Origin of the sequence: Paraburkholderia aspalathi (assembly GCF_900116445.1) — a bacterium.
In the GTDB taxonomy this organism is placed as follows: domain Bacteria; phylum Pseudomonadota; class Gammaproteobacteria; order Burkholderiales; family Burkholderiaceae; genus Paraburkholderia; species Paraburkholderia aspalathi.
Window position 1 is genome coordinate 311962 of record NZ_FPBH01000003.1, and the last position, 19414, is coordinate 331375.

Below are 19414 nucleotides of genomic sequence, written 5' to 3' on the forward strand. Positions count from 1 at the left end.
TTCCGCTGCTCCAGTCACGGCCCGCTTGTCGGAGGGCCTCCTGACTCATCGTAGATTACGAATCAGCTGACCGCCGTTCAATGTTATCTGCGGCGCAAAACGGGTGTGGCATCAGCGCAAATGACAGATTCGATCTCGCCAGAAAAATATACCATGCGGCTATTTCTCCCGCTGAACCCTATTCAAATCATTTTGGGAATTTACGGTCGACATGCCCAACCCTCCTTCCATCCTGCACTACTCCTCCGGCTTCCCCATGGTCATCGGTCTGCACCACGTCGAGGACTACAAGGAGATCAAGGTCGCTGATCCATCGCAGCGGATGATCTTCAAACGTGACGATGGCAGCGAGGTCCAGGGGGTCGGCGTCATGCATGGTTATCATCATTACGTGATTACCACACGCCCCCGCTGCATGTTTTCGCGGGAGAGCTTTTACTGGTTCGCGGACCAGAAGAAAGCCGTCGGGCATCTGGAGTTCGAGGTCGGCTACAAGGACTGGAAACGGGTTCCCTTCGAGCTGTTCCTTGACGGCAAAACGTCACCCTACCCGCTGCCACTCTCAGAACGCATTCCGACACCGGATCACATCAGGCATGTGGAGATTGCCTGCGGTCCCATGGGCCACCCCAATCGACTGCTCATTCATGGCGAGGGCGGATCCATCGGATTATTTCTTGAGCCGGACCTGCTGCATTTCATTCGGGTCGACGACAGCACCTGGCCCACCTGTCTCGATTTCCGGATCGAATACATCGGCATTTCGACCGGCAAGAAAGGACAGCTCGACTACGCCGACCGGCTGTGGAAACACGAGAAAGTACGCGCGATCGCCGGCAACCTCCAGCGCGACGCGCCCAATCTTCAGGTCTACGTCTTCGGCTACCAGGCCAGCTACATTATTGAGCCGGCCCCAGGACGCTTCATTACCGGCAGCGGCATCCTCGAGGCCATGATCGGCATGCCGGATTTTGCCAAGGTCCTCGAAGCGGCTCTGATTGGTCACTTCCGCCCCACGTTCAACGAGGAGTTCAAGACGTTCCCCCACGGCGATCCGCCCTACTGGATGAACACGCTCAAGGACATCGTTCGCCCCAGCTGGGAGCCTGCCGGCCGGGCACTTCTCTCCGTCGTGCTTGCCTCGGATAACCGGCACAACCCCGAAGGTGCGTGGACCTTCGGCCGCTTCTACACCGATCACACGCGACTGGATGGGCCGACGGATCTCTGCACGATCACAATCGATCTGTCCGCAATCAACGTCCAGGCAGATCCGACACGCTGATGTCACGTCCTCACCGCGATCCCGTCAAGCATCGCATCCTCGGGATGGAGGCGTCACTGGATCATCCATACGGAAATGCATGACACCGCGTACCGGCGCAATGCGGTGACGGTGTAGCTCGTATTGTTCGTAGCGCCCCGAATCTCCCTGGCCTCTACTTCGATCGTTGCACTCGACGGCGCGCCCCGCACGCTCGTCGGTTCACGGCCGGTCTGCCCGTTGTAGACCCGCACGTCGCTGCGTCATGCGACGCCCTGCGGCTCATCCGGCACCGTCTCTGGTGCGGTCGCCACGTGTCGGATACCCCGACACCTGTCCGGAATGTTGTTCCCTCACGATGGGGCATTCGATGCCCTGTCGGGCCGGATGCTCCCTTTCCCAACCGGAGCATTCCGACGTCACCCGAGCTGCTCGACAGCCATCGGCCGTCCATGCACCCGGACGGATGCTCCACGACCCGAGGAGTATCCAAATGGGTATGGACGTTTATGGCAAGGCGCCGAGTTCGGAGATCGGCGAATATTTTCGAAACAACATCTGGTGGTGGCATCCGTTATGGAGCTATTGCGAGGACATCGCCCCGGACATCATCCCGCTCGACAACCTTGGCCATTTCAACGATGGCTGGGGGCTCGATGCTATTGACTCGGTGAAGCTGGCCGATCGTCTCACCAGAGAAATCGCCTCCGGCAGGACGCAGCGGCACGCGCAACGTCGTCAGGAACGCCTGGACGCATTGCCTCTTGAGCCTTGCACCATTTGCGGCGCAACGGGAAGTCGTGCCACGCCGCCCGCAATCGGCCCCGGAAACATGAGATGTAACGGCTGTGATGGAAGCGGGCGCGTAGCGAACGATGCAACGCACTTTGCACTCTCGGTCGAAAACGTCCGCGAGTTCGAGGTCTTTCTGCGACAGTGCGGCGGTTTCAAGATTGACTGAAAGCGGCTTCATCCCGGCGGCAGGCGCGCAGCGACGAACTCGCTGCGCGCCTGTGCATCATTGCCGGATCAAGAGGGCCAGCCCGGAATCGCGCGCACTGAACGTTCGGGCACCCGACCCATTGCCCGACGCGAACACGCCACGACCTCATGGATGCTCGCGTCGACGGAGTCGCGCCGGCTATACCGAAAAGGGCCGAAGGCCAAAAGGTTGTAAGGGTGCAAGGGAACGGGAGGCAAGGGGAATGGCCCTACCCGGAAAAACAAAAGGCTCTCCTTCCGGTCACCACATTCGGGTTCGCGATGTTCACTCTGTTCCGGCAAAAAAAGGCGCCCACTGCAGCCACTACACCCGCCGCCCCACCGGTATCGTCGTCCGAAACACCCAAGGGACTGACGCGACCGGAGTCGGCGGCGGCGCTGCTGAATACCCCGCGTCGCCAGCGCCTGCTGGAACATATCTGGCAGCGCACGTCGCTGTCTCGGTCGCAATTCGCACAGTTATACCGCACACCACTCGATCGCTACGCCGAGCTGGTTCAGCAATTTCCCGCATCGGAAAGCCATCATCACGCCTACCCGGGCGGCATGCTCGATCATGGACTCGAAATCGTCTCCTACGCCCTGAAGCTGCGTCAGTCGCACCTGCTTCCCCCGGGCGCTCCGCCCGAAACCCAGGCGGCACAGGCCGAGGTGTGGACCGCAGGCCTCGCCTACGCCGCCCTGCTGCACGACATCGGCAAGATCGCCGTCGACCTGCAGGTCGAACACGCCGATGGCACAGCCTGGCATCCGTGGCATGGTCCGCTGCAGCGCCCCTATCGCTTCCGCTATCGGGACGATCGCGAATACCGCCTGCATGGTGCCGCGACAGGTCTGCTCTATCACCGTCTGCTCGATCACGCGATTCTCGACTGGCTCAGTGGATTCCCCAACCTCTGGGCGTCGCTGCTGTATGTCCTCGCGGGCCAGTACGAGCATGCCGGCGTGCTTGGCGAACTGGTGATCCAGGCCGACCAGGCCTCCGTCGCACAGGAGCTCGGCGGCGACCCCACGAAGGCACTCGCCGCGCCACGGCATGCGCTGCAACGCAAGCTGCTCGATGGTTTGCGCTACCTGCTCAGGGAGGAGTTCAAGTTGAACCAGCCGCAGGCCTCCGACGGATGGCTGACGCAGGATGCGCTCTGGCTGGTGAGCAAGACCGTATCCGACAAGCTGCGCGCTCACCTCCTGTCGCAGGGCATCGACGGCATCCCGACCAGCAACACAGCCGTGTTCAACGTGCTGCAGGACCACGGTATCGCACTGCCCACCCCGAACGGCAAAGCCATCTGGAAAGCGACGGTCGCGAGCGCGGGCGGATGGTCGCACAGCTTCACCTTTCTCCGACTCTCGCCGGCACTGATCTGGGAAACGGATCAACGTCCGCAGGCATTTACCGGTGAGGTGCGTATCGAGGCCGACGAAGCATCGCCAGTGGAAGCCCGGCCGGCGGACCGCACCGCACCGTCGCCGACGATGGTTGGCGCGGACAATGTATCACCAGCGCCATCGTCCTCGCCGTCATCGGGGCCAAGCGCGGCTCCGTCCGATGCGCTCGCCGGCATGCTCGATCTGATCGACAGGGCACCGTCCGTTTCGGCGCCAGCACCATCGGATCATGGTATCGCCACGGACACATCGCCCATGTCCACGGCCGATCTCGCAGCCCCCCTGAAAAACGACCTCGCCGCCGCACCTACCCTGCCCATCGCCACAGCGGCCGAACCATCCGGCGAACATTTCATCGCGTGGTTGCATACGGGCATCGCCAGCCACAAGCTCGTTATCAACGACGCAAAAGCCCTGGTGCATACGATCGCGGACACGGCCTATCTGGTCAGTCCCGGGGTGTTCCAGCGCTATGCACAGGAACATCCGAACATCGGCCCGCTGGCGCAGGCCGCGGAGCTCGCCGACTGGCAGTGGGTGCAGAAACGCTTCGAGCGCCTGCAGATACATCGCAAGCATGCGAGCGGATTGAACATCTGGACGTGTGAGGTCACGGGGCCACGCAAATCGCGTCGACTGCACGGCTATCTGTTGACCGATCCCACCGGCCTGTTCGCCGAGCTACCGGCAAACAATCCCTATCTGAAACTACTCGAATCATCCGTAGCATCGTGAATACCACTTGAGACGCCCACGAATCCCCAGGCGATGCACTGGAACATCCAAGGGGCTCGCCAGCCACACTGACTTGGCGTCACAATCTCTCCCCAACAGATCCGTCCGATGCGATCTGTGTAGCGGATGAGCGATGCAGCGGACAGCCTACTTTGACTCAGCAGGAAGAGGTTTCCATGTCAACTGACGTACTGGCGGCCGAAGAGCGTCTGGTCCTGATTCAACTGCGCTGGGGAGCGGCGGCATCTCCGGGATCCGACGACGAAAAAATTTGCCGTCGTCTTGAGGCGCAAGGTCTGATCACCAAAATTGCCCATGGCGGCTGGGCCTTGACGTCCCTAGGCCAATCGATGACCGCACGGGATTCGTGAGGCACCCTCTCGTATGTCGACGTTTGACCCCACCAAGCGGGCCACCTTGAAGAGTAATCGCCGTGGCGGCCACGCCATCACCAACGCCCTGTTACGCATCGAGGGCGAGACAATCAGCTACCTCGATCTGAGCGAACGCTTTCAGGTAAGCGAAGAAACGATCCGACTGGCGGTGCGCAAAGCGCGGGGGCTCAAAGCGGGACTTAGCTGGACCACGCTTCATCTCGTCATGGACGCTGAGGTACAGACCGGAATAGTTCCGCGCTGAAAAACACGCGTGTTTACACGATCCGGTGATGAACCCGTACAACTGCCGCTAGGCCGTATACGCTATCCGCTCGGATGAGTCGATTCGTAAAACCGCTTGGTCCGTAGACGATTCAATCAACGCCTTCTGCCGCGGCAGGCACACGCCGTGGAGGTCATAGCCTTCCACGATCGTACGCCGTGCCGCCTCGCGTAGTTCCTGCATGCGCGTCGGATCGTTGCAGACGCGCCGGATGGCATCGACCAGTTCGCTCGTCGAAAAGAAATCCACCAGCAGCCCATTCTCACCGTCCCGAATCACTTCCTGGACCGGTGCGGTGCGCGAGCCGATCACCAAGCATCCGGCAGCCATCGCCTCCATCATCGACCACGACAACACGAACGGATAGGTCAGATAGACGTGTGCGGTTGAGACCTGCAGCACGCGCAGGAACGTGTCGTACGGTAGCTTGCCGACGAAGTGCACTCGTTGCAGGTCGATGCGCCCGTTGAGCTCGGCGAGGTATTTCTCACGGTAACTGCCCTTGGCCAAGCGACGACCGTAGGAAACACCGTTCCCGCCCACGATGACGATGTGTGCCTTCGGTCGTGCTTTAAGCAGTTCCGGCAGTGCACGCATGAAGGTATGGAAGCCACGATACGGCTCCAGGTTCCGGCTGACGAAGGTGATCACCTCATCCTTCCGAGTCAGGGTGAGGTCGTGCTTCGGAAAGCGCAGGAAGGCTTCCGGATCGGGGGCCACTGCGGTCGTGTCGACGCCGTCGTGGATGACCGCGATCTTGGGCTGGTAGATCGTCGGGAAGCGGGTCTGTTGCCAGACCGTGGGCGCGATGCCGATGTCGGCCTGTTCCAACGCCATCAGGTGATGCAGATTGTTGATGCGCAGGCGCAGCACGTCCTCGGCATTGCAGGGAAATTCCGGATCGAAATTAAAGTCCTGATCGGTAGCGTGGTAGTAGAACTCGCAAAAATGGATCAGCCGTGCACGGGGAAACACATCTTTCAGGAACAGCGTCTCGCCCCAGCCGGGGTGGGCATAGACCACGTCGGGCGTGAAGCCGGCCTGCTTGAGCTTGAGCAGGGCGACCAGGACTTTCTGTCCGCGTTGGACCGCGGCCTCGGTCGTGCGCAGCGTCGCCAGCGTGGTCGCCGTGGGCGTCGGCGGGGTGTCGTAGCCAACCAGTCGCACGCCGGGAATCGGCTTCCGGATGTTCTCCTTCAGGCGCTTCATTTCGCCCAGGCCCACCACCTGGCAATCCGGCTGTCGGCCGTAGTGGACCAGAAGGTGTCGGTACTGGCCAGGCAGGTTTTGATGGATCAGCAGAAGGCGCACAGCGAGGGACCGTTGGATGGAAAGTGAGGGGCCATAGCGGGTGCGGGCGTCATCAACGCTCGTGCAGGCTTTCGCTGGTGTGCTGGATCAGCGGGCTGAGCACATAGCTGATCAGGCGCCGGCGGCCGGTCTTGATCTCGGCGGTCACCGCCATGCCGGGGGTTAGATGAATCAAGCGATCGTCGACCTGCATGGTGTCCTCGGGCAAGCTCACTTCCGCGGTGAAGATCAGCCCCAGCTTGTCGTCCTGCTTGGCATCGTTGGACACCTGCACGATGGTGCCGTGCAGGGTGCCGTAGCGTGCGAAGGGGAAGGTCTCCACCTTGATTTCGGCGCGCTGGCCTTCCTTCACGAAACCGATGTCCTGGTTGTCGACGATGGCCTCCACCAGCAACCGCTGCCCCTCGGGCACCAAGGTCAACAGGGTCTGCGCGGGAGTCACCACGCCGCCCACCGTATGCACGGCGAGCTGCTGCACGACACCGTCCACCGGCGCGGTCAGCCGCATCAGGCGCCGGTGCTGGCTGGCCTTGGCCAGGTCTTGCGCCAAGCCCTCGGCCTTCGGGCCGTCATCGTGGATCTTCTCTAGCCAGGTCCGCCGCACGTCGGCCACGTAGGCGTCGCGTTTCCGCGACGCCGAGGTCAGCGCCGCCCCGGTCTCCTGCCGCTTGGATCGCTGCGCGGCCAGGTCCTGCTCCATCTGGATCACGGCCTGCTGCTCGTTGTAGTAGTCGTGCTTGCCGACGTAGCCCTTGCCGACCAGCTCGGCATAGTCCCGTTCCTTGTGTTGCTCGATGGGCAAGGTGCCGGTGAGCTTGCGGATCTCGTCGTCGGTTTCATGCAGGCTGGCCTCGCTCTGGGCGATATCCGCCTGCAGCTTGGCCAGGTTGCTGGTGTAGTCCGCATATTCCCCTTCCAGCACATGCTGTTCCGCGCGCTGGGCCTCCGGCGAGCCCAGCGAGGCGGAGGCCGCCAGCGTCGGCGCATGATCGTGGTCGATCGCCTCGAGCATCGCCTGGGCGCGGGCGATCTCGTCGCGCGTCGCGGTGAGGTCGGATTGCGCGTGCGCCGCATCGGAGGTCGCATCCGTCGCGTCCAGGTCGATCAGTGGATCGCCCTGCCTGACGCGCTGGCCGTCCTTGACGTGGATGGCCGTCACCACCGCGGTGTCCTGCGGCTGGATGGTCTTGACGCTGCCATTCGGGATGATCTTTCCCGGCGCGGTGGCGACCACGTCCACCTTGCCGACGCTGGCCCAGACCACGGCGATCAGCAGCAAGGCGATGATCGTACCCATCGCGATGCGCGGTGCCGGATGCACCGGTGTCTCGCGCAGTGCCAAGGCCGCCGGCAGGAACTCGCTCTCATGGCGCAGCCGCGGCACCGTGTCCAGGCTGCGCCGGGTCGACCACGCCGCCGTGAAGACCTCGGCATAGCGACGGCGCAGGTCGCGTAACGCGTGCAAGGCACTCATACCTGCTGCAACCGGTAGAGCCGGGCGTAGTGGCCGGCCTGACGCTCGAGCAGTTCGCCATGACTGCCCTGCTCCACGATGCGGCCATGGTCCATCACGATGATGCGCTGGGCGTCGCGCACGGCCGAGAGGCGATGCGCGATGATGATGACCGTGCGGCCCCGGCAGATGTCGCGCATATTGGCCTGGATGATGCGTTCGGATTCGTAGTCGAGTGCACTGGTCGCCTCGTCGAAGATCAGGATGCGTGGGTTGCACAGCAGGGCCCGGGCGATCGCGATGCGCTGCCGCTGGCCGCCCGACAGCGAGGAGCCCTGCTCCCCGACCATCGTGTCGTAGGCCTCGGGCAGTTCCAGGATGAACTCATGGGCGCCGGCCAGCTTGGCGGCGGCGATCACATCGTCCAGCGGCGCGCCGGGATCGGCCAGCGCGATGTTCTCGCGCACGGTGCGATTGAACAGCACGTTTTCCTGCAGCACGACGCCGATCTGCCGGCGCAGCGAGGACACCTCTACCATCGCCAGGTCCATCCCGTCGATCAGGATGCGACCGCGCTCCGGCACGTACAGGCGCTGGACCAGCTTGGTCAGCGTGCTCTTGCCCGAACCCGAGCGGCCGACGATGCCGATCACCTCACCCGGCTGGATAATTAGGCTGACACCCTGCAGGACTTCCGGGGTGTCCGGACGGTAGCGGAAGCTCACCGCGTCGAGCTCGATGTGACCGTCCAACACGGGCAGCGGGCTGCGGTTCGAGGCGGGGGCCTCGGTCGGCGCATTGAGGATGTCGCCCAGCCGCTGCATCGAAATACCGGTCTGCTGAAAGTCGGTCCACAGCTGCGCGATGCGCATGATCGGCTGCGCGACACGGCTGGCGAGCATATTGAAGGCAATCAGTTCGCCCACGGTCAGCGCGCCATCAATGACCAGTCGCGCGCCCATCCAGATCGTTACCACGGTGACCAGCTTGCCGACGAAATTCACACCCTCGCGCGCGGCGGTGCCCAAGGCCACGGTGCGGAACCCGGAGCTGACGTAGCCCGCGATCTGGTTATCCCACTGGCGCGCGATCTGCGGCTCGACCGCCATCGCCTTCAACGTCTGGATGCCGCTGATCGTCTCAACCAGGAACGCCTGGTTCTCCGCGCCGCGATTGAATTTCTCGCGCAGTCGCGCGCGCAGGGCCGGCGTTAGCAGCACCGACAGCAGTACGTACAGCGGCAACGAGGCGACCACCACCAAGGTCAGCCAGCCGCTGTACACCAGCATCACGCCGATGAACACGAACGAGAAGAGCACATCCATCACCAGGGTGATCGCATTGCCGGTCAGGAAACTGCGGATGTTCTCTAGCTCACGCACCCGCGCCACGGAATCGCCGACCCGGCGCGCCTGGAAATACGCCAGCGGCAACGCGACCAGGTGCCGGAACAGACGCGCGCCGAGTTCGACGTCGATCCGGCTGGTGGTATGCGAGAACACATAGGTGCGCAGTGCACTCAGCAGCGATTCGAAAATCGAGCAGAACAACAGCCCCACGGCAATGACGTCCAGCGTGGTCAGGCCGCGGTGCACCAGCACCTTGTCCATCACCACCTGGAAGAACAGCGGCGTGACCAGCCCGATCAATTGCAGGAAGAACGACACGACGAGGATCTCGCCGAGCAGCTTGCGGTACTTCACCACCGCCGGGATGAACCAGCTGAAGTCGAAGCGGGCGAACTCGCCGGCAATCGAGGCCTGCGAGGCCAGCAGGATCAACCGACCCGCCCAGCGCTGCTGCAACTGCGCGTGGGAGAGCAGTTGCGGCTTCGGTTGCTTCGGATCGTGGATCAGCACGCCCTGCTCGTCCGCACGCGCGAGCACAAAGAAATCGCCCTCGGCGCCCACGGCGATCGCCGGCAGCGGCAGCTTCATCAGCCGATCCACGCTGGACGACACCGGCTTGGCCTTCAGCTGCAGCGACTTGGCGGCCAGGAGAATCTGCGGCGTCCCGAAGGGGCGGCCGCTCTCCTGGAACGTATGCGCCAGTTGCACCGGGTCCGCGGCGACGCCATGGAAGCGCGCCAGCACCATTAGGCAGGCCAGGCCACTGTCGACGGCGGTAGCCGTCTCGGGGATATCCATAAATCTACCGTCCTTCACATCATGCCGGGGGCGGCTCAGCGAGCCCGCCCCCTCCTTCTCGTACTTACCGCCTTATGCCTAGGGTCTAGTGCGCCCGAACCGCCAGCGTGATCGCGTCGGCGTCGGAGACCGTCGGCGGCAGCGAGCTGCTCGCCGATGCCACCGGACCGAACGCGGCCATCGCGCTGATCAATTGCGCGTGCGCCAGATCGGCCGAGCCGAAGGCAGTCGGAGTCACTGATCGTGCACTCCGACCGGCCGTGGCCGATGCCGACAGCGCCTTGTCCAGCGTGCTCAACGACCACACGGTGCCGTCCTGCATCTGGATCTGCGACGCCCGCCCTTCCGTGGCCGATTCCAGGCCGGACAGTCGCAGGCCACCCTGTGCAGTCAGCGCCTTGATCATGTCGTTGGCGGCATCGGCGGTACGGCCCAGCAGCTGGCGGCGTGCCTGCGGCCGCGAGACCGTGGCGTCCCGGTCGAATCCGCGGGCACCACGCGGTGCGGTGCCGCCCGCGTCTGCGTTCCCGGCCTCGTTGTCTGGCGCCATCCACGCATCGGCATCATTGGGGTCGCGGGTGATCGAGTCCGTCGGCGCGCCGGTGGTGAGCCGAGCACCTTCATCGGGCTCGGCCACCGGGCCGGGCGTGGAAACATGAAGACCCGGCGCGATGAAGGCCGTCGCCGCCAGCGGCAGCGGCGAAAATGCGGGTGCATTGTCGCGCGACGACGTGGCCGACACAGCCAGCAGTGACGCAGCGTGACCGCCACCTGTGCTGGGCGCCTTGGCGGATGTTGCATGCGACGTCGCTGGCGAGGTCGATACAGGCAGGCCATGGCCGGCGGCAGACGCTGTGGGTGCCGCGGCGCCGGATCCCGGCATCACGATGTTGCCCGCGCCGATGACGTGATTGATCGCGGCGGAGGATGCCGTGGTGGATGGCGGAGTAGCGACAGCCGTGGTCCCGCCGATCACCGGCTCTTCCGCACCGTTCGCCGGATCAGCGACACTAGCGAGCATCTGGTCCGTCGACGTCGAACGCGCGACCGGCGTCGTCGATGACGCGGAGCCGCCGCCCTTCTGGATCAGCTGGGCGCGCGTCAGCGTCGTGCCATCGGCCAGCATGACCGAAGTGACGCCACTGGTGCTGCTGCTCCACATGCCGTCCAGGGTGATCTGGTCGCCGCTGACGCCATCGGTCAGGATCAGGTTATTGCCGCTGTGCGTTACCTTGATCGCCGTGGAGGAGATGCCTGTTCCCAGCTTCAGGACCGGCGTCTGTCCGCTGCTGAAGGTATTGTTGATTTCCAGGTGACCGTACTTGCTGTTGAAGATGAAGGTGTCGTTGCCGCCCGCCCCGTAGACCAGGTCGCCGCCACCTTTGCCGTCCAGCGTCTCGGCGCCCGCGGTACCGTACAAGGTGTCCTTGCCGGTCGTGCCGCCGGCCATCTCCATCGCGATCAGCTGTGCCCGGGTCAGCGACGAACCATTGGACAACTGCACCGTCGCCACGCCATGGGTGGTGGAACTCCACATGCTGTCCAGCGTGACCTGGTCGCCGCTGACCCCGTCCGTCAGCACAAGATTCGTGCCGTTGGTCGTGACATGCAGCGCCGCGGCCGTAATCCCCGTGCCCAGTTGCAGCACGGGCTGCGCGCTGCCGCCATAGGACTCGTTGATCTCCAGCTTGCCGTAGCCGCTATTGAAGACAAAGGTATCGCTACCGCCGCCGTCTCCTACCTCGAGGTCCTTGCCACCTTTGCCGTCGATCTTGCTGCCACCGTACATGCCATAGAGCGTGTCGTTCCCTGTCGTACCGGTGATGACCACCTCTTTAATCAACTGTGCGGCGGTCAGCGTGGTGCCATCGGCAAACTGCACTTGCTGCACGCCCGCGCTGCCGTTGCTGTAAAGCATGTTGGAAAGGAAAATCTGGTCGCCACTGATGCCATCGGTCAAGGTCAGGTTCGTTTCATTGCCGTCGGTGGTGACGATCAACGTCGCTGCCGTGATCCCCGCGCCCAGTTGCAACACGGGCTGCTGACCGCTGGTGTAGTTCTCGTAGATGCTGAGTTGGCCATAGCCCTCGTCGAAGACGAAGGTATCGCTGCCGCCATTCCCGGTGACCGTGTCGTTGCCACCCTTGCCATCGATCAGGTTGGCGTCTGCGGTCCCCGTTAGATTGTCCGGTCCGGAGGTACCAGTGATGGTCTGCGCATCGGTGACCTGCTTCTGCAGCAGCTGGGCTCGCGTCAAGGCGGTGCCGTCGGAGAACAGCACTTCCGAGACACCGGCGGTGCTGGACGATGCCATGCCTTCCAGAATGACCTGATCGCCGCTGATGCCATCGGTGAGCAAAAGATTGTTCGGCCCACTATCGGCCACATGCAGCGTGGCGGCCGTGATGCCCGCGCCAAGCTGCAATATCGGCTGCTGACTGCTCGAATAATTCTCGTTGATGTCCAGCGTGCCGTAGCCGGTGTTGAACACGAACGTGTCATTGCCGCCGTGACCGACCGCGTAATCCGTGCCGCCCTTGCCGTCGAATTGGTCCGCACCCGACGTGCCGTAGAGTGTGTCGTTGCCGGTCGTGCCGGTCGTTTCCATCTGGACCAGTTGCGCCGCGGTCAGGGTCGTACCATCGGCCAACTGGACGGTCTGTACCCCCAGCGAGCCAATGCCTTCAAGCATGTACCCCAAAGTGACCTGATCACCGCTGATGCCGTCCGACAGCACCAGGTCATATCCGTTAGGCGAGGTCACATGCAACGCCACGGCCGTGATGCCGCTCCCCAACTGCAGCACGGGCTGCTGTCCCGCTGAATAATTTTCGTTGATGTAGAGTTGCCCGTAACCGGCATCGAAGACGAACGTATCGTTGCCGCCTTCGCCCAGGATGGAGTCACTGCCGCCCTTGCCATCGAACAGGTCCGCGCCGGTACTGCCGTAGATCGTGTCATTGCCGGTGGTCGCCTGCCCGGCGATCGCCAGCGGAACCAGCTGCGCCGCGGTGAGCGTCGTTCCATCCGCCAACTGCACGGCTGCGACGCCTCGGTCGCTATAGCTCCACATGTTGTCCAACGTGATCTGGTCGCCATTGACGCCATCGGTGAGAATCACATTCATCCCATCGGTGCTCGCGTGCAGCGTCGCGGTGGTGATGCCTGCGCCGAGCTGAAGTACGGGTTGCTCGCCATTGGCATAGATGTTACTGATCGCCAGTTGGCCGTATCCTTCATCAAACACGAAGGTGTCATTGCCAGCATTCCCGTTTACCGAGTCGCTGCCACCCTTGCCGTCGATCCGATCTGCACCGGTGGTGCCATACAGGGTGTCGTTCCCCGACGATCCCGTCATCTCCATCTGGAACAGCTGCGCCTGGGTCAAAGTGGTGCCATCGGCCGGTGCCACCGACGCGACGCCGTAGTTGCTGCCGTTCCACATGCCATCCAGCGTGATCTGGTCGCCGCTCACGCCATCGGTCAATACGAGGTTGATCCCATTGGTCGTGACATGCAGCGCCGAAGCCGCGATGCCGACCCCAAGTTGCAGCACCGGTTGCTGGCCCGCGGAGTAATACTCGTCAATGGTCAGATCGCCATATCCGGCATCGAACACGAACGTATCGTTACCGCCTTGACCATTGACGGTATCGTTGCCGCCCTTACCATCGAACAGCTCGGCACCCGAGGTTCCCACCAGCATGTCGTTGCCGGTGCTACCCCCCGCCGCTTCCAGCTGGATCAACTGGGCGCGCGTCAGCGTCGTCCCATCGGGCAGCTGCACGGCCGCTACGCCTGCACTACTGTTTTGCATCATGGAATCCAGCATGATCTGGTCGCCACTGACGCCATCGGTCAGGTAGAGGTTGCGACCCAGCGCATCGGTCGTCACATGCAACGCTGATGCAGTGATGCCCGGACCCAGCTGCAACACGGGCTGCTGGCCATTCAAGTAATTCTCGGAAATCTCCAGCTGCCCGTAGCCGGAGTTGAACACGAAGGTATCGTTGCCGCCGTCGCCGTATTCGACATCGTTGCCACCCTTGCCGTCAAAATCGTTCGCGACGGACGTACCGCTCAACGTGTCATTGCCCGTCGTGCCATTGATCTGACGAGCCAACTGGGCCAGCTGCGTCGCGGTGAGGGTCGTCCCATCGGCCAAGGCCACGCTTTGTACGCCATCGCCGCTGTATACCAGCGCGTCGTCCAGGGTGACCTGATCGCCGCTCACGCCGTCGGTCAGGATGACATTGGATCCATAGGGATCCTGCGTAACCTGCAAGTTGGATGCCGTGATACCCGGCCCCAGTTGTAATACCGGCTGCTGGCCCGTCGTGTAGGTCTCGTTGATCTCCAGATGGCCATAGCCGCTATCGAACACGAAGGTGTCATTGCCGCCGTGGCCGGTGATCGAATCGTTACCACCCTTGCCGTCGAGCAGGTCCGCGCCTGTCGTGCCATACAGGGTGTCATTTCCGGTCGTGCCCGCCATCTCCATCTGCAACAACTGCGCCGCGGTCAACGTGGTGCCGTCCGCCAGCTGCACCAGCGCGACGCCGACGTTGGCCGTCGCCTGCATGCTGTTCAATAGAATCTGGTCGCCACTGATGCCATCAGTAAGATAGAGGCTGGCCCCATCGGAGGAAACGTGGAGCGCCGATGCGGCAATCCCCGTGCCCAGTTGCAGCACAGGCTGCTGTCCGTTGACATAGCCCTCGTTGATTTCCAGATGGCCGTAGCCGGCATTGAACACGAAGGTATCGTTGCCGCCGTAGCCCACTTCGTCGTCGTTGCCGCCCTTGCCATCGAAATAGTTCACGCCCGCCGTACCGGACAGATTGTCGTTGCCGGTCGTGCCGTCGATGGCGCTCGCCTGTTGCAGCACCTGCAAATACGACATCGTCGTGCCATCGGCGAACGTAAACGCCGTGATCCGGTGCTGATCGGCCTGTGCCGAGAAGAAATTGGCGACCGTGATCGTCGATGTATTGGCCGAGCCGAGATGAATCAACAGGTCGTTCGATGATGTGCCGTAGCCGTAGGTCACCGCAGAAGCGTCAATGCCCGCGCCGAAACGAAGCGTGTCCGAGCCGGCCACCGTGGCGTTTTCCCAGATGGTGTCAGAGCCGCCCCCTGCATTGAAAAGATAGGTTTCCCGGCCCGCACCGCCGACGATTTGCGTCGTACCCGAGCCACCTGTGATCAGGTCGGTGCCGCTGCCACCCTGGATCGTGTCGTTGCCAGCGCCACCACTCAGCGTATTGTTACCCGAGGTGCCAACGACCCAGGTATCACCGAAACCCGCCGTGATGCTGTCGTTACCATCGGAGCCCACCAGCGTGTCATTGCTGCCGTCCGCACTCGGTGTCGTTGTTGCCGCGAGGATCTGCGAAGCCCCCCAGGTTGTACCATCCTCGAACTGCAACGAGACTCCCGCTTTGTTCGCGAAGTAGCCCGCTACGGTGATTTGCGCGTCGAAGCCATGATCGGACAAAACCAAGTCACCATTCACGTCACGGGCGATCAACGCCGATTCGTTTAATCCATCGACCAGTTGCACGGTCGCGCCGCCGGTACCCGCCTGAATTGTGTCCGAGCCCGCGCTGGTGCCGGCAATGACGGTGACATAGCCGCTACCCCCGATAATCTGCGCCGTGCCTCCATCCGCTTCGATCGTGTCGTCGCCGGCACCCGCAGTAATCGTCGAGAGACCACTCGCGATCTGCACATAAGCGTTGCCGCTGCCGGTCTGAATGGCGTCACTCAGGCCATCGACGACGATCGTGTCGTTACCTGTGCCACCGTAGACACTGGCGTTGCCGGATCCGGTGTCGACGTACGCGTTACCGTTGCCCGTATGAATGTTGTAGTCGCCGGTACCGCCATAGATCACGTCGTTTCCGCCCGACCCATAAATGTAGTCGGCACCCGATCCGCCATAGATCGTATCTGCATGGCCCGCATCGAGGTCGGCCCAACCTGAGACAGCACCGGGATTCATGTCGGCATAGATGAATTCGGTGCCCCCGCCGGCGTGGATCGCGTCAGCGCCAGCGCCTCCTGCCAACACCTCGTCCAGGGTGCCGTTCACCGGGGCCAGGGGATCGCCTCCCACAATCGTGTCGTTGCCTTGATTGCCGATCAACCAGTCCTGTCCACTGCCGCCTTCCAAAAGGCTGCCTGGTAAGGACGATGAGCCACCGGCCACACCGGAATCGAGCGCGGAACCCAGCAGACCGAACGGATCGGCATAGCTGCCGTCGACCTGATACGGCGACAGATTGATCTGGAAATCGTCGGCAGTTGTCCACGACCACGCGATTTGCGGCAGCGAACCCAACGTGTACGACTTGCCGTCATCGGTCTGCGAACTGTAGGCATCGCCCCAGAACGATAGACCGGCCATTTCGATCGTGAACGGATTGAAGCCAGCGGGAGACGTTTCGCTCGCAGAACTCGCCATGAGCGTGTCCGCGCCGGTACCGCCGTAGATAATGCTGTTCTGGCCGCCGCCCTCGAGCAATCCCGTGGCGCCACCGCCATCGATATCTGTATGGGCTGAGGTGTTGCTGCCAATCGCGCCACCGGCAATGGTTTCGCTACCGTTCCCCACCCCGATCAGAGTTTGATTGCCCGTGCCGCCCTGCACTGTGGCGTTTATGGCCGTCGGCAGGGCAACCGTTGCCCGTTGATCGAAGCGACCCAGCAGCACCGTATTGTTGCCGTTGCCAGCCGATATCTCGTGCGCATTGCCGTCGCCAATGATCTCGTTGGGGAAGTTGCTGACGGAACTGTCTCCCCCATAAATGGTATCGACAGGACTGCCGACCACATCGTTCTCATACACATGTTGAGCATCGCCGCCTGCAGTCGTATTCCCTACCAGCCCAAGATCGTTGAGCTGCGTGAGATTGCTTGGACCACTTGGTTCAGATGTGCCTTCACTCAGCTGGATGCCAAATTCACCATTCGTAAAATCATCAACGTAGGCGATCTTATTCTTGGAAAGAACCTCCAGCTCATGGCTGCCGTCAGCCGCGAGGTCCATGGAGTAGGTGATCGAGCCATCAGAAGAGGTCCAGGTCGAGGCGCCGTCCTCTGGGGTCCCTCCAGTCAACAACTCGGTTACTCCTCCGGATTGCCATTCGATCTTGCCCTGACCGTCGGTATCCAAAATGGAATCCACGCCAGAACCGTCGCCGTCAATAATGTAAGTGTCTACACCAGCCCCGCCCTCCAGCGTACTACTCGCCGTACCGCCGCTTAGAGTATCGGCTCCGCTGCCGCCAAAAAGCTCTGCAACCGCGCCAGCAGCGGCTGACAGAACATCACCCGCGTCGTCCCCGAAGACAACATCATAGCTATTGCCATGACCGTTTCCGATGATCGTGTAGAGCGGGCTGCTCGATTGCGAGAGATCGGAGAAAACGTAGGAATTGGGGGTGTTGGTATGAAGGGAACCACCCGCCGTCTGGCCAGTTCCGGCCAACATCACCATGGCGGACACCATGTCGTTTCTGGCTATCAGATAATGCGCAGTCAAACCCGAGGTCTGGCCTGGGGTCCACAGTGAAAAAGGCGTCAGAAGACTGGCATCCACCCCTTGCAGCGCTACCGGACTAAGCGCCACCAAGGCCGCACGGTAAGTGTTATTCGACGCGGACGGGTTCAGCGCATTCGTCAGCAGCGCTGAATCGGTCGGCACGATCGCCTGAATGCCCGATACCGCATTGCCGCTAAGGAGCTGCCAGGCTTCCGCCGCCGCCTGCGCTACGCTTAGGTTGCCGACGGGTTTGTTACCAAGCAGTGCAAGCTTCAGCGACCCCGCAACCCCCGCAACATAGTCTTCCGTAAGCGCGACCAACTGGCTCGACGGGGGAGGCAGGTTGAAGGCGGTCGCTTCCGCGAAGATATGATCCCCGCCATTGTCTGATCCGGATACATCGCTATTGGGATCAGAGAAATTGACAATGCCATGGTCACCGAAAATCGTCGTGATCAGATTTTGGACACCTGATGGCGATAGAAAATTCTGTGAATCAAGCAAAGCACGATCTGCTGGAGTTTCGATCGTGATGGGGGAACTCCCGAGCTGCGTCGAGACGTCAGACACCACATCGAACATGGTGCGGTAGTTCGTTATGTTGGCAGCTGGGCTAAGGGGGAAATTCAGCTGATTGAAGACCTCGCCCGCGCCATAAGCATTAAATGTCACGCCGACCCAGCCAAACTTTACGGCCTGCAGTTGCGTGAGAGTGCCGCCCAAGGAATGACCAACGGAGTAGACTGTGCTTATCTCGTGAGACGAAGCGTAATTCGCGGCTTCTTGCGCGAGACTGAGCGCATCCGGCCACTGGTTGTTGACAGCAGTCAACGCCATTTGGGTGTCGGTATAAGCGTCAAAAGGCTCTTGCGTACCGCGATTGACGACGATCATGGAGTTGGTCGTTTGATCGAGCAGAATCATGCCTTGATAGCTCGTCGACGCATCATCCTTGGTATCGTAAACCTGATACTCATCACCGTTGAGTGTAAGCGTAGAACCAACCGTCGGGAGCGGATTACCGTAGACAAGGTTGGCGAAGCCGATGAAATTGGCCAAGGGGATGGTCATTCCATTTCCTCCACAGTAATGTTAAATACACCTTTAAAGTGACTTCTAAGAAAAGCTTCTTTTGATCTCAAAAAACAGGTAGGAAAATCGGGTGGCGGCACACATGTTAATTCCCGCGTGTCAGATTTTTCAAAATCATTCGGCGCGGCACCAGCTGTTGCAAGCAGTGTGTTTCCATGCATTAGTCTTATCTCATAGCTATCTCCGATCCATTTACACGCATCGGGCAGGAAACGATCATTGATGACAGTGGCCAAGTAATACGATCCGACTTTCTCTACCTTTTCAGGAACCTCGACTTGCTTGGTCACATAACTGCCCGAGGGCTGTCGAATCGGCGCACACGCGAGATGGCCCACTACCCATATCGACTTCACCTCAACATGATCAACACCCGAACCTTCTTCCACGGTGATCTTCACATGCGAAGTTACGCGCGGGTCGGGATTAGCTTTGGGCTCCGGCGCCTGCGGGTTGCTGCATCCCTGCAGCAAGAGAATGTCCAGGCATATACACAGCACCAGAATTATTAATCTTGTTCTTCCATTATTTGATCGATCACGGCTGAATAATGAGGCAGTATTTTTAATCAAAATTTTCATTGCGCCACCTCTACATTTGCGTTGAATACGACCTTAAAATGACTTCCATCGAATGCTTTTTCTTTTTTCAATTCACACACAGGAATGTGAGGCGGCGGCATACCCGGGCGTATGCATGCCGCGAGTTTTCTGCATCTTTGTTTCCCACGACGGAACCGGCGGCGACCTACTGATAGAGCAAGATCTGGCATTGAGATTGTCACCACGTCATCTCTGGAAGTGCATGGAAATACC

10 protein-coding genes are annotated in these 19414 nt (G+C 61.4%); 5 read left to right on the forward strand and 5 right to left on the reverse strand.

Features of this window, described 5'->3' with window-relative positions; genetic code table 11:
* Positions 1-211: 211 nt before the first annotated feature.
* From BM438_RS06390 to BM438_RS06410, 5 genes are all read left to right on the forward strand, one after another.
* On the forward strand, positions 212-1285 hold the full coding sequence (locus BM438_RS06390; protein WP_143131653.1) for a hypothetical protein: 1074 nt from the start codon (positions 212-214) through the stop codon (positions 1283-1285).
* 472 nt (positions 1286-1757) lie between these two features.
* Complete coding sequence (locus tag BM438_RS06395) at positions 1758-2225, forward strand: hypothetical protein (protein WP_093633473.1); 468 nt, start codon at positions 1758-1760, stop codon at positions 2223-2225.
* 302 nt (positions 2226-2527) lie between these two features.
* Positions 2528-4390: a MobH family relaxase gene (mobH, locus tag BM438_RS06400; RefSeq protein WP_093633474.1), complete on the forward strand. Its 1863-nt coding sequence runs from the start codon at positions 2528-2530 to the stop codon at positions 4388-4390.
* A gap of 152 nt (positions 4391-4542) precedes the next feature.
* Positions 4543-4761 carry a hypothetical protein gene (locus BM438_RS06405; RefSeq protein WP_143131654.1) on the forward strand — a complete coding sequence of 73 codons (219 nt, stop codon included), beginning with the start codon at positions 4543-4545 and terminating at the stop codon, positions 4759-4761.
* Positions 4762-4774: 13 nt separating this feature from the next.
* A complete protein-coding gene (locus tag BM438_RS06410; RefSeq protein ID WP_093633476.1) occupies positions 4775-5029 on the forward strand; it encodes a hypothetical protein in 255 nt (84 codons plus the stop codon).
* 48 nt (positions 5030-5077) lie between these two features.
* Here the strand turns inward: BM438_RS06410 and BM438_RS06415 are convergent, their stop codons facing one another.
* The 5 genes from BM438_RS06415 to BM438_RS44670 form a co-directional block, all read right to left on the reverse strand.
* Positions 5078-6361: a glycosyltransferase family 4 protein gene (locus BM438_RS06415; protein WP_093633477.1), complete on the reverse strand. Its 1284-nt coding sequence runs from the start codon at positions 6359-6361 to the stop codon at positions 5078-5080.
* Between the two features lie 52 nt (positions 6362-6413).
* Complete coding sequence (locus BM438_RS06420) at positions 6414-7835, reverse strand: HlyD family type I secretion periplasmic adaptor subunit (RefSeq protein ID WP_093633478.1); 1422 nt, start codon at positions 7833-7835, stop codon at positions 6414-6416.
* Entirely contained in the window at positions 7832-9961 is a 2130-nt protein-coding gene (locus BM438_RS06425; protein WP_093633479.1) for a type I secretion system permease/ATPase, read from the reverse strand. The genes BM438_RS06420 and BM438_RS06425 overlap by 4 nt, the downstream gene beginning before the upstream one ends.
* An 85-nt stretch (positions 9962-10046) precedes the next feature.
* Positions 10047-18578 carry a calcium-binding protein gene (locus BM438_RS06430; RefSeq protein WP_093633480.1) on the reverse strand — a complete coding sequence of 2844 codons (8532 nt, stop codon included), beginning with the start codon at positions 18576-18578 and terminating at the stop codon, positions 10047-10049.
* Positions 18575-19180 carry a hypothetical protein gene (locus BM438_RS44670; protein WP_143131655.1) on the reverse strand — a complete coding sequence of 202 codons (606 nt, stop codon included), beginning with the start codon at positions 19178-19180 and terminating at the stop codon, positions 18575-18577. Before BM438_RS44670 ends, BM438_RS06430 begins: the two co-directional genes overlap by 4 nt.
* Between the last annotated feature and the right edge of the window lie 234 nt (positions 19181-19414).

What these genes read in the sequence shown, in the direction of transcription:
- BM438_RS06395 (WP_093633473.1), top strand. Translation starts at nt 1,758, where the DNA reads ATGGGTATGGACGTTTATGGCAAGGCGCCGAGTTCGGAGATCGGCGAA.
- BM438_RS44670 (WP_143131655.1), bottom strand. Translation starts at nt 19,180, where the DNA reads ATGAAAATTTTGATTAAAAATACTGCCTCATTATTCAGCCGTGATCGA.
- BM438_RS06425 (WP_093633479.1), bottom strand. Translation starts at nt 9,961, where the DNA reads ATGGATATCCCCGAGACGGCTACCGCCGTCGACAGTGGCCTGGCCTGC.
- BM438_RS06420 (WP_093633478.1), bottom strand. Translation starts at nt 7,835, where the DNA reads ATGAGTGCCTTGCACGCGTTACGCGACCTGCGCCGTCGCTATGCCGAG.
- mobH (WP_093633474.1), top strand. Translation starts at nt 2,528, where the DNA reads ATGTTCACTCTGTTCCGGCAAAAAAAGGCGCCCACTGCAGCCACTACA.
- BM438_RS06410 (WP_093633476.1), top strand. Translation starts at nt 4,775, where the DNA reads ATGTCGACGTTTGACCCCACCAAGCGGGCCACCTTGAAGAGTAATCGC.
- BM438_RS06390 (WP_143131653.1), top strand. Translation starts at nt 212, where the DNA reads ATGCCCAACCCTCCTTCCATCCTGCACTACTCCTCCGGCTTCCCCATG.
- BM438_RS06430 (WP_093633480.1), bottom strand. Translation starts at nt 18,578, where the DNA reads ATGACCATCCCCTTGGCCAATTTCATCGGCTTCGCCAACCTTGTCTAC.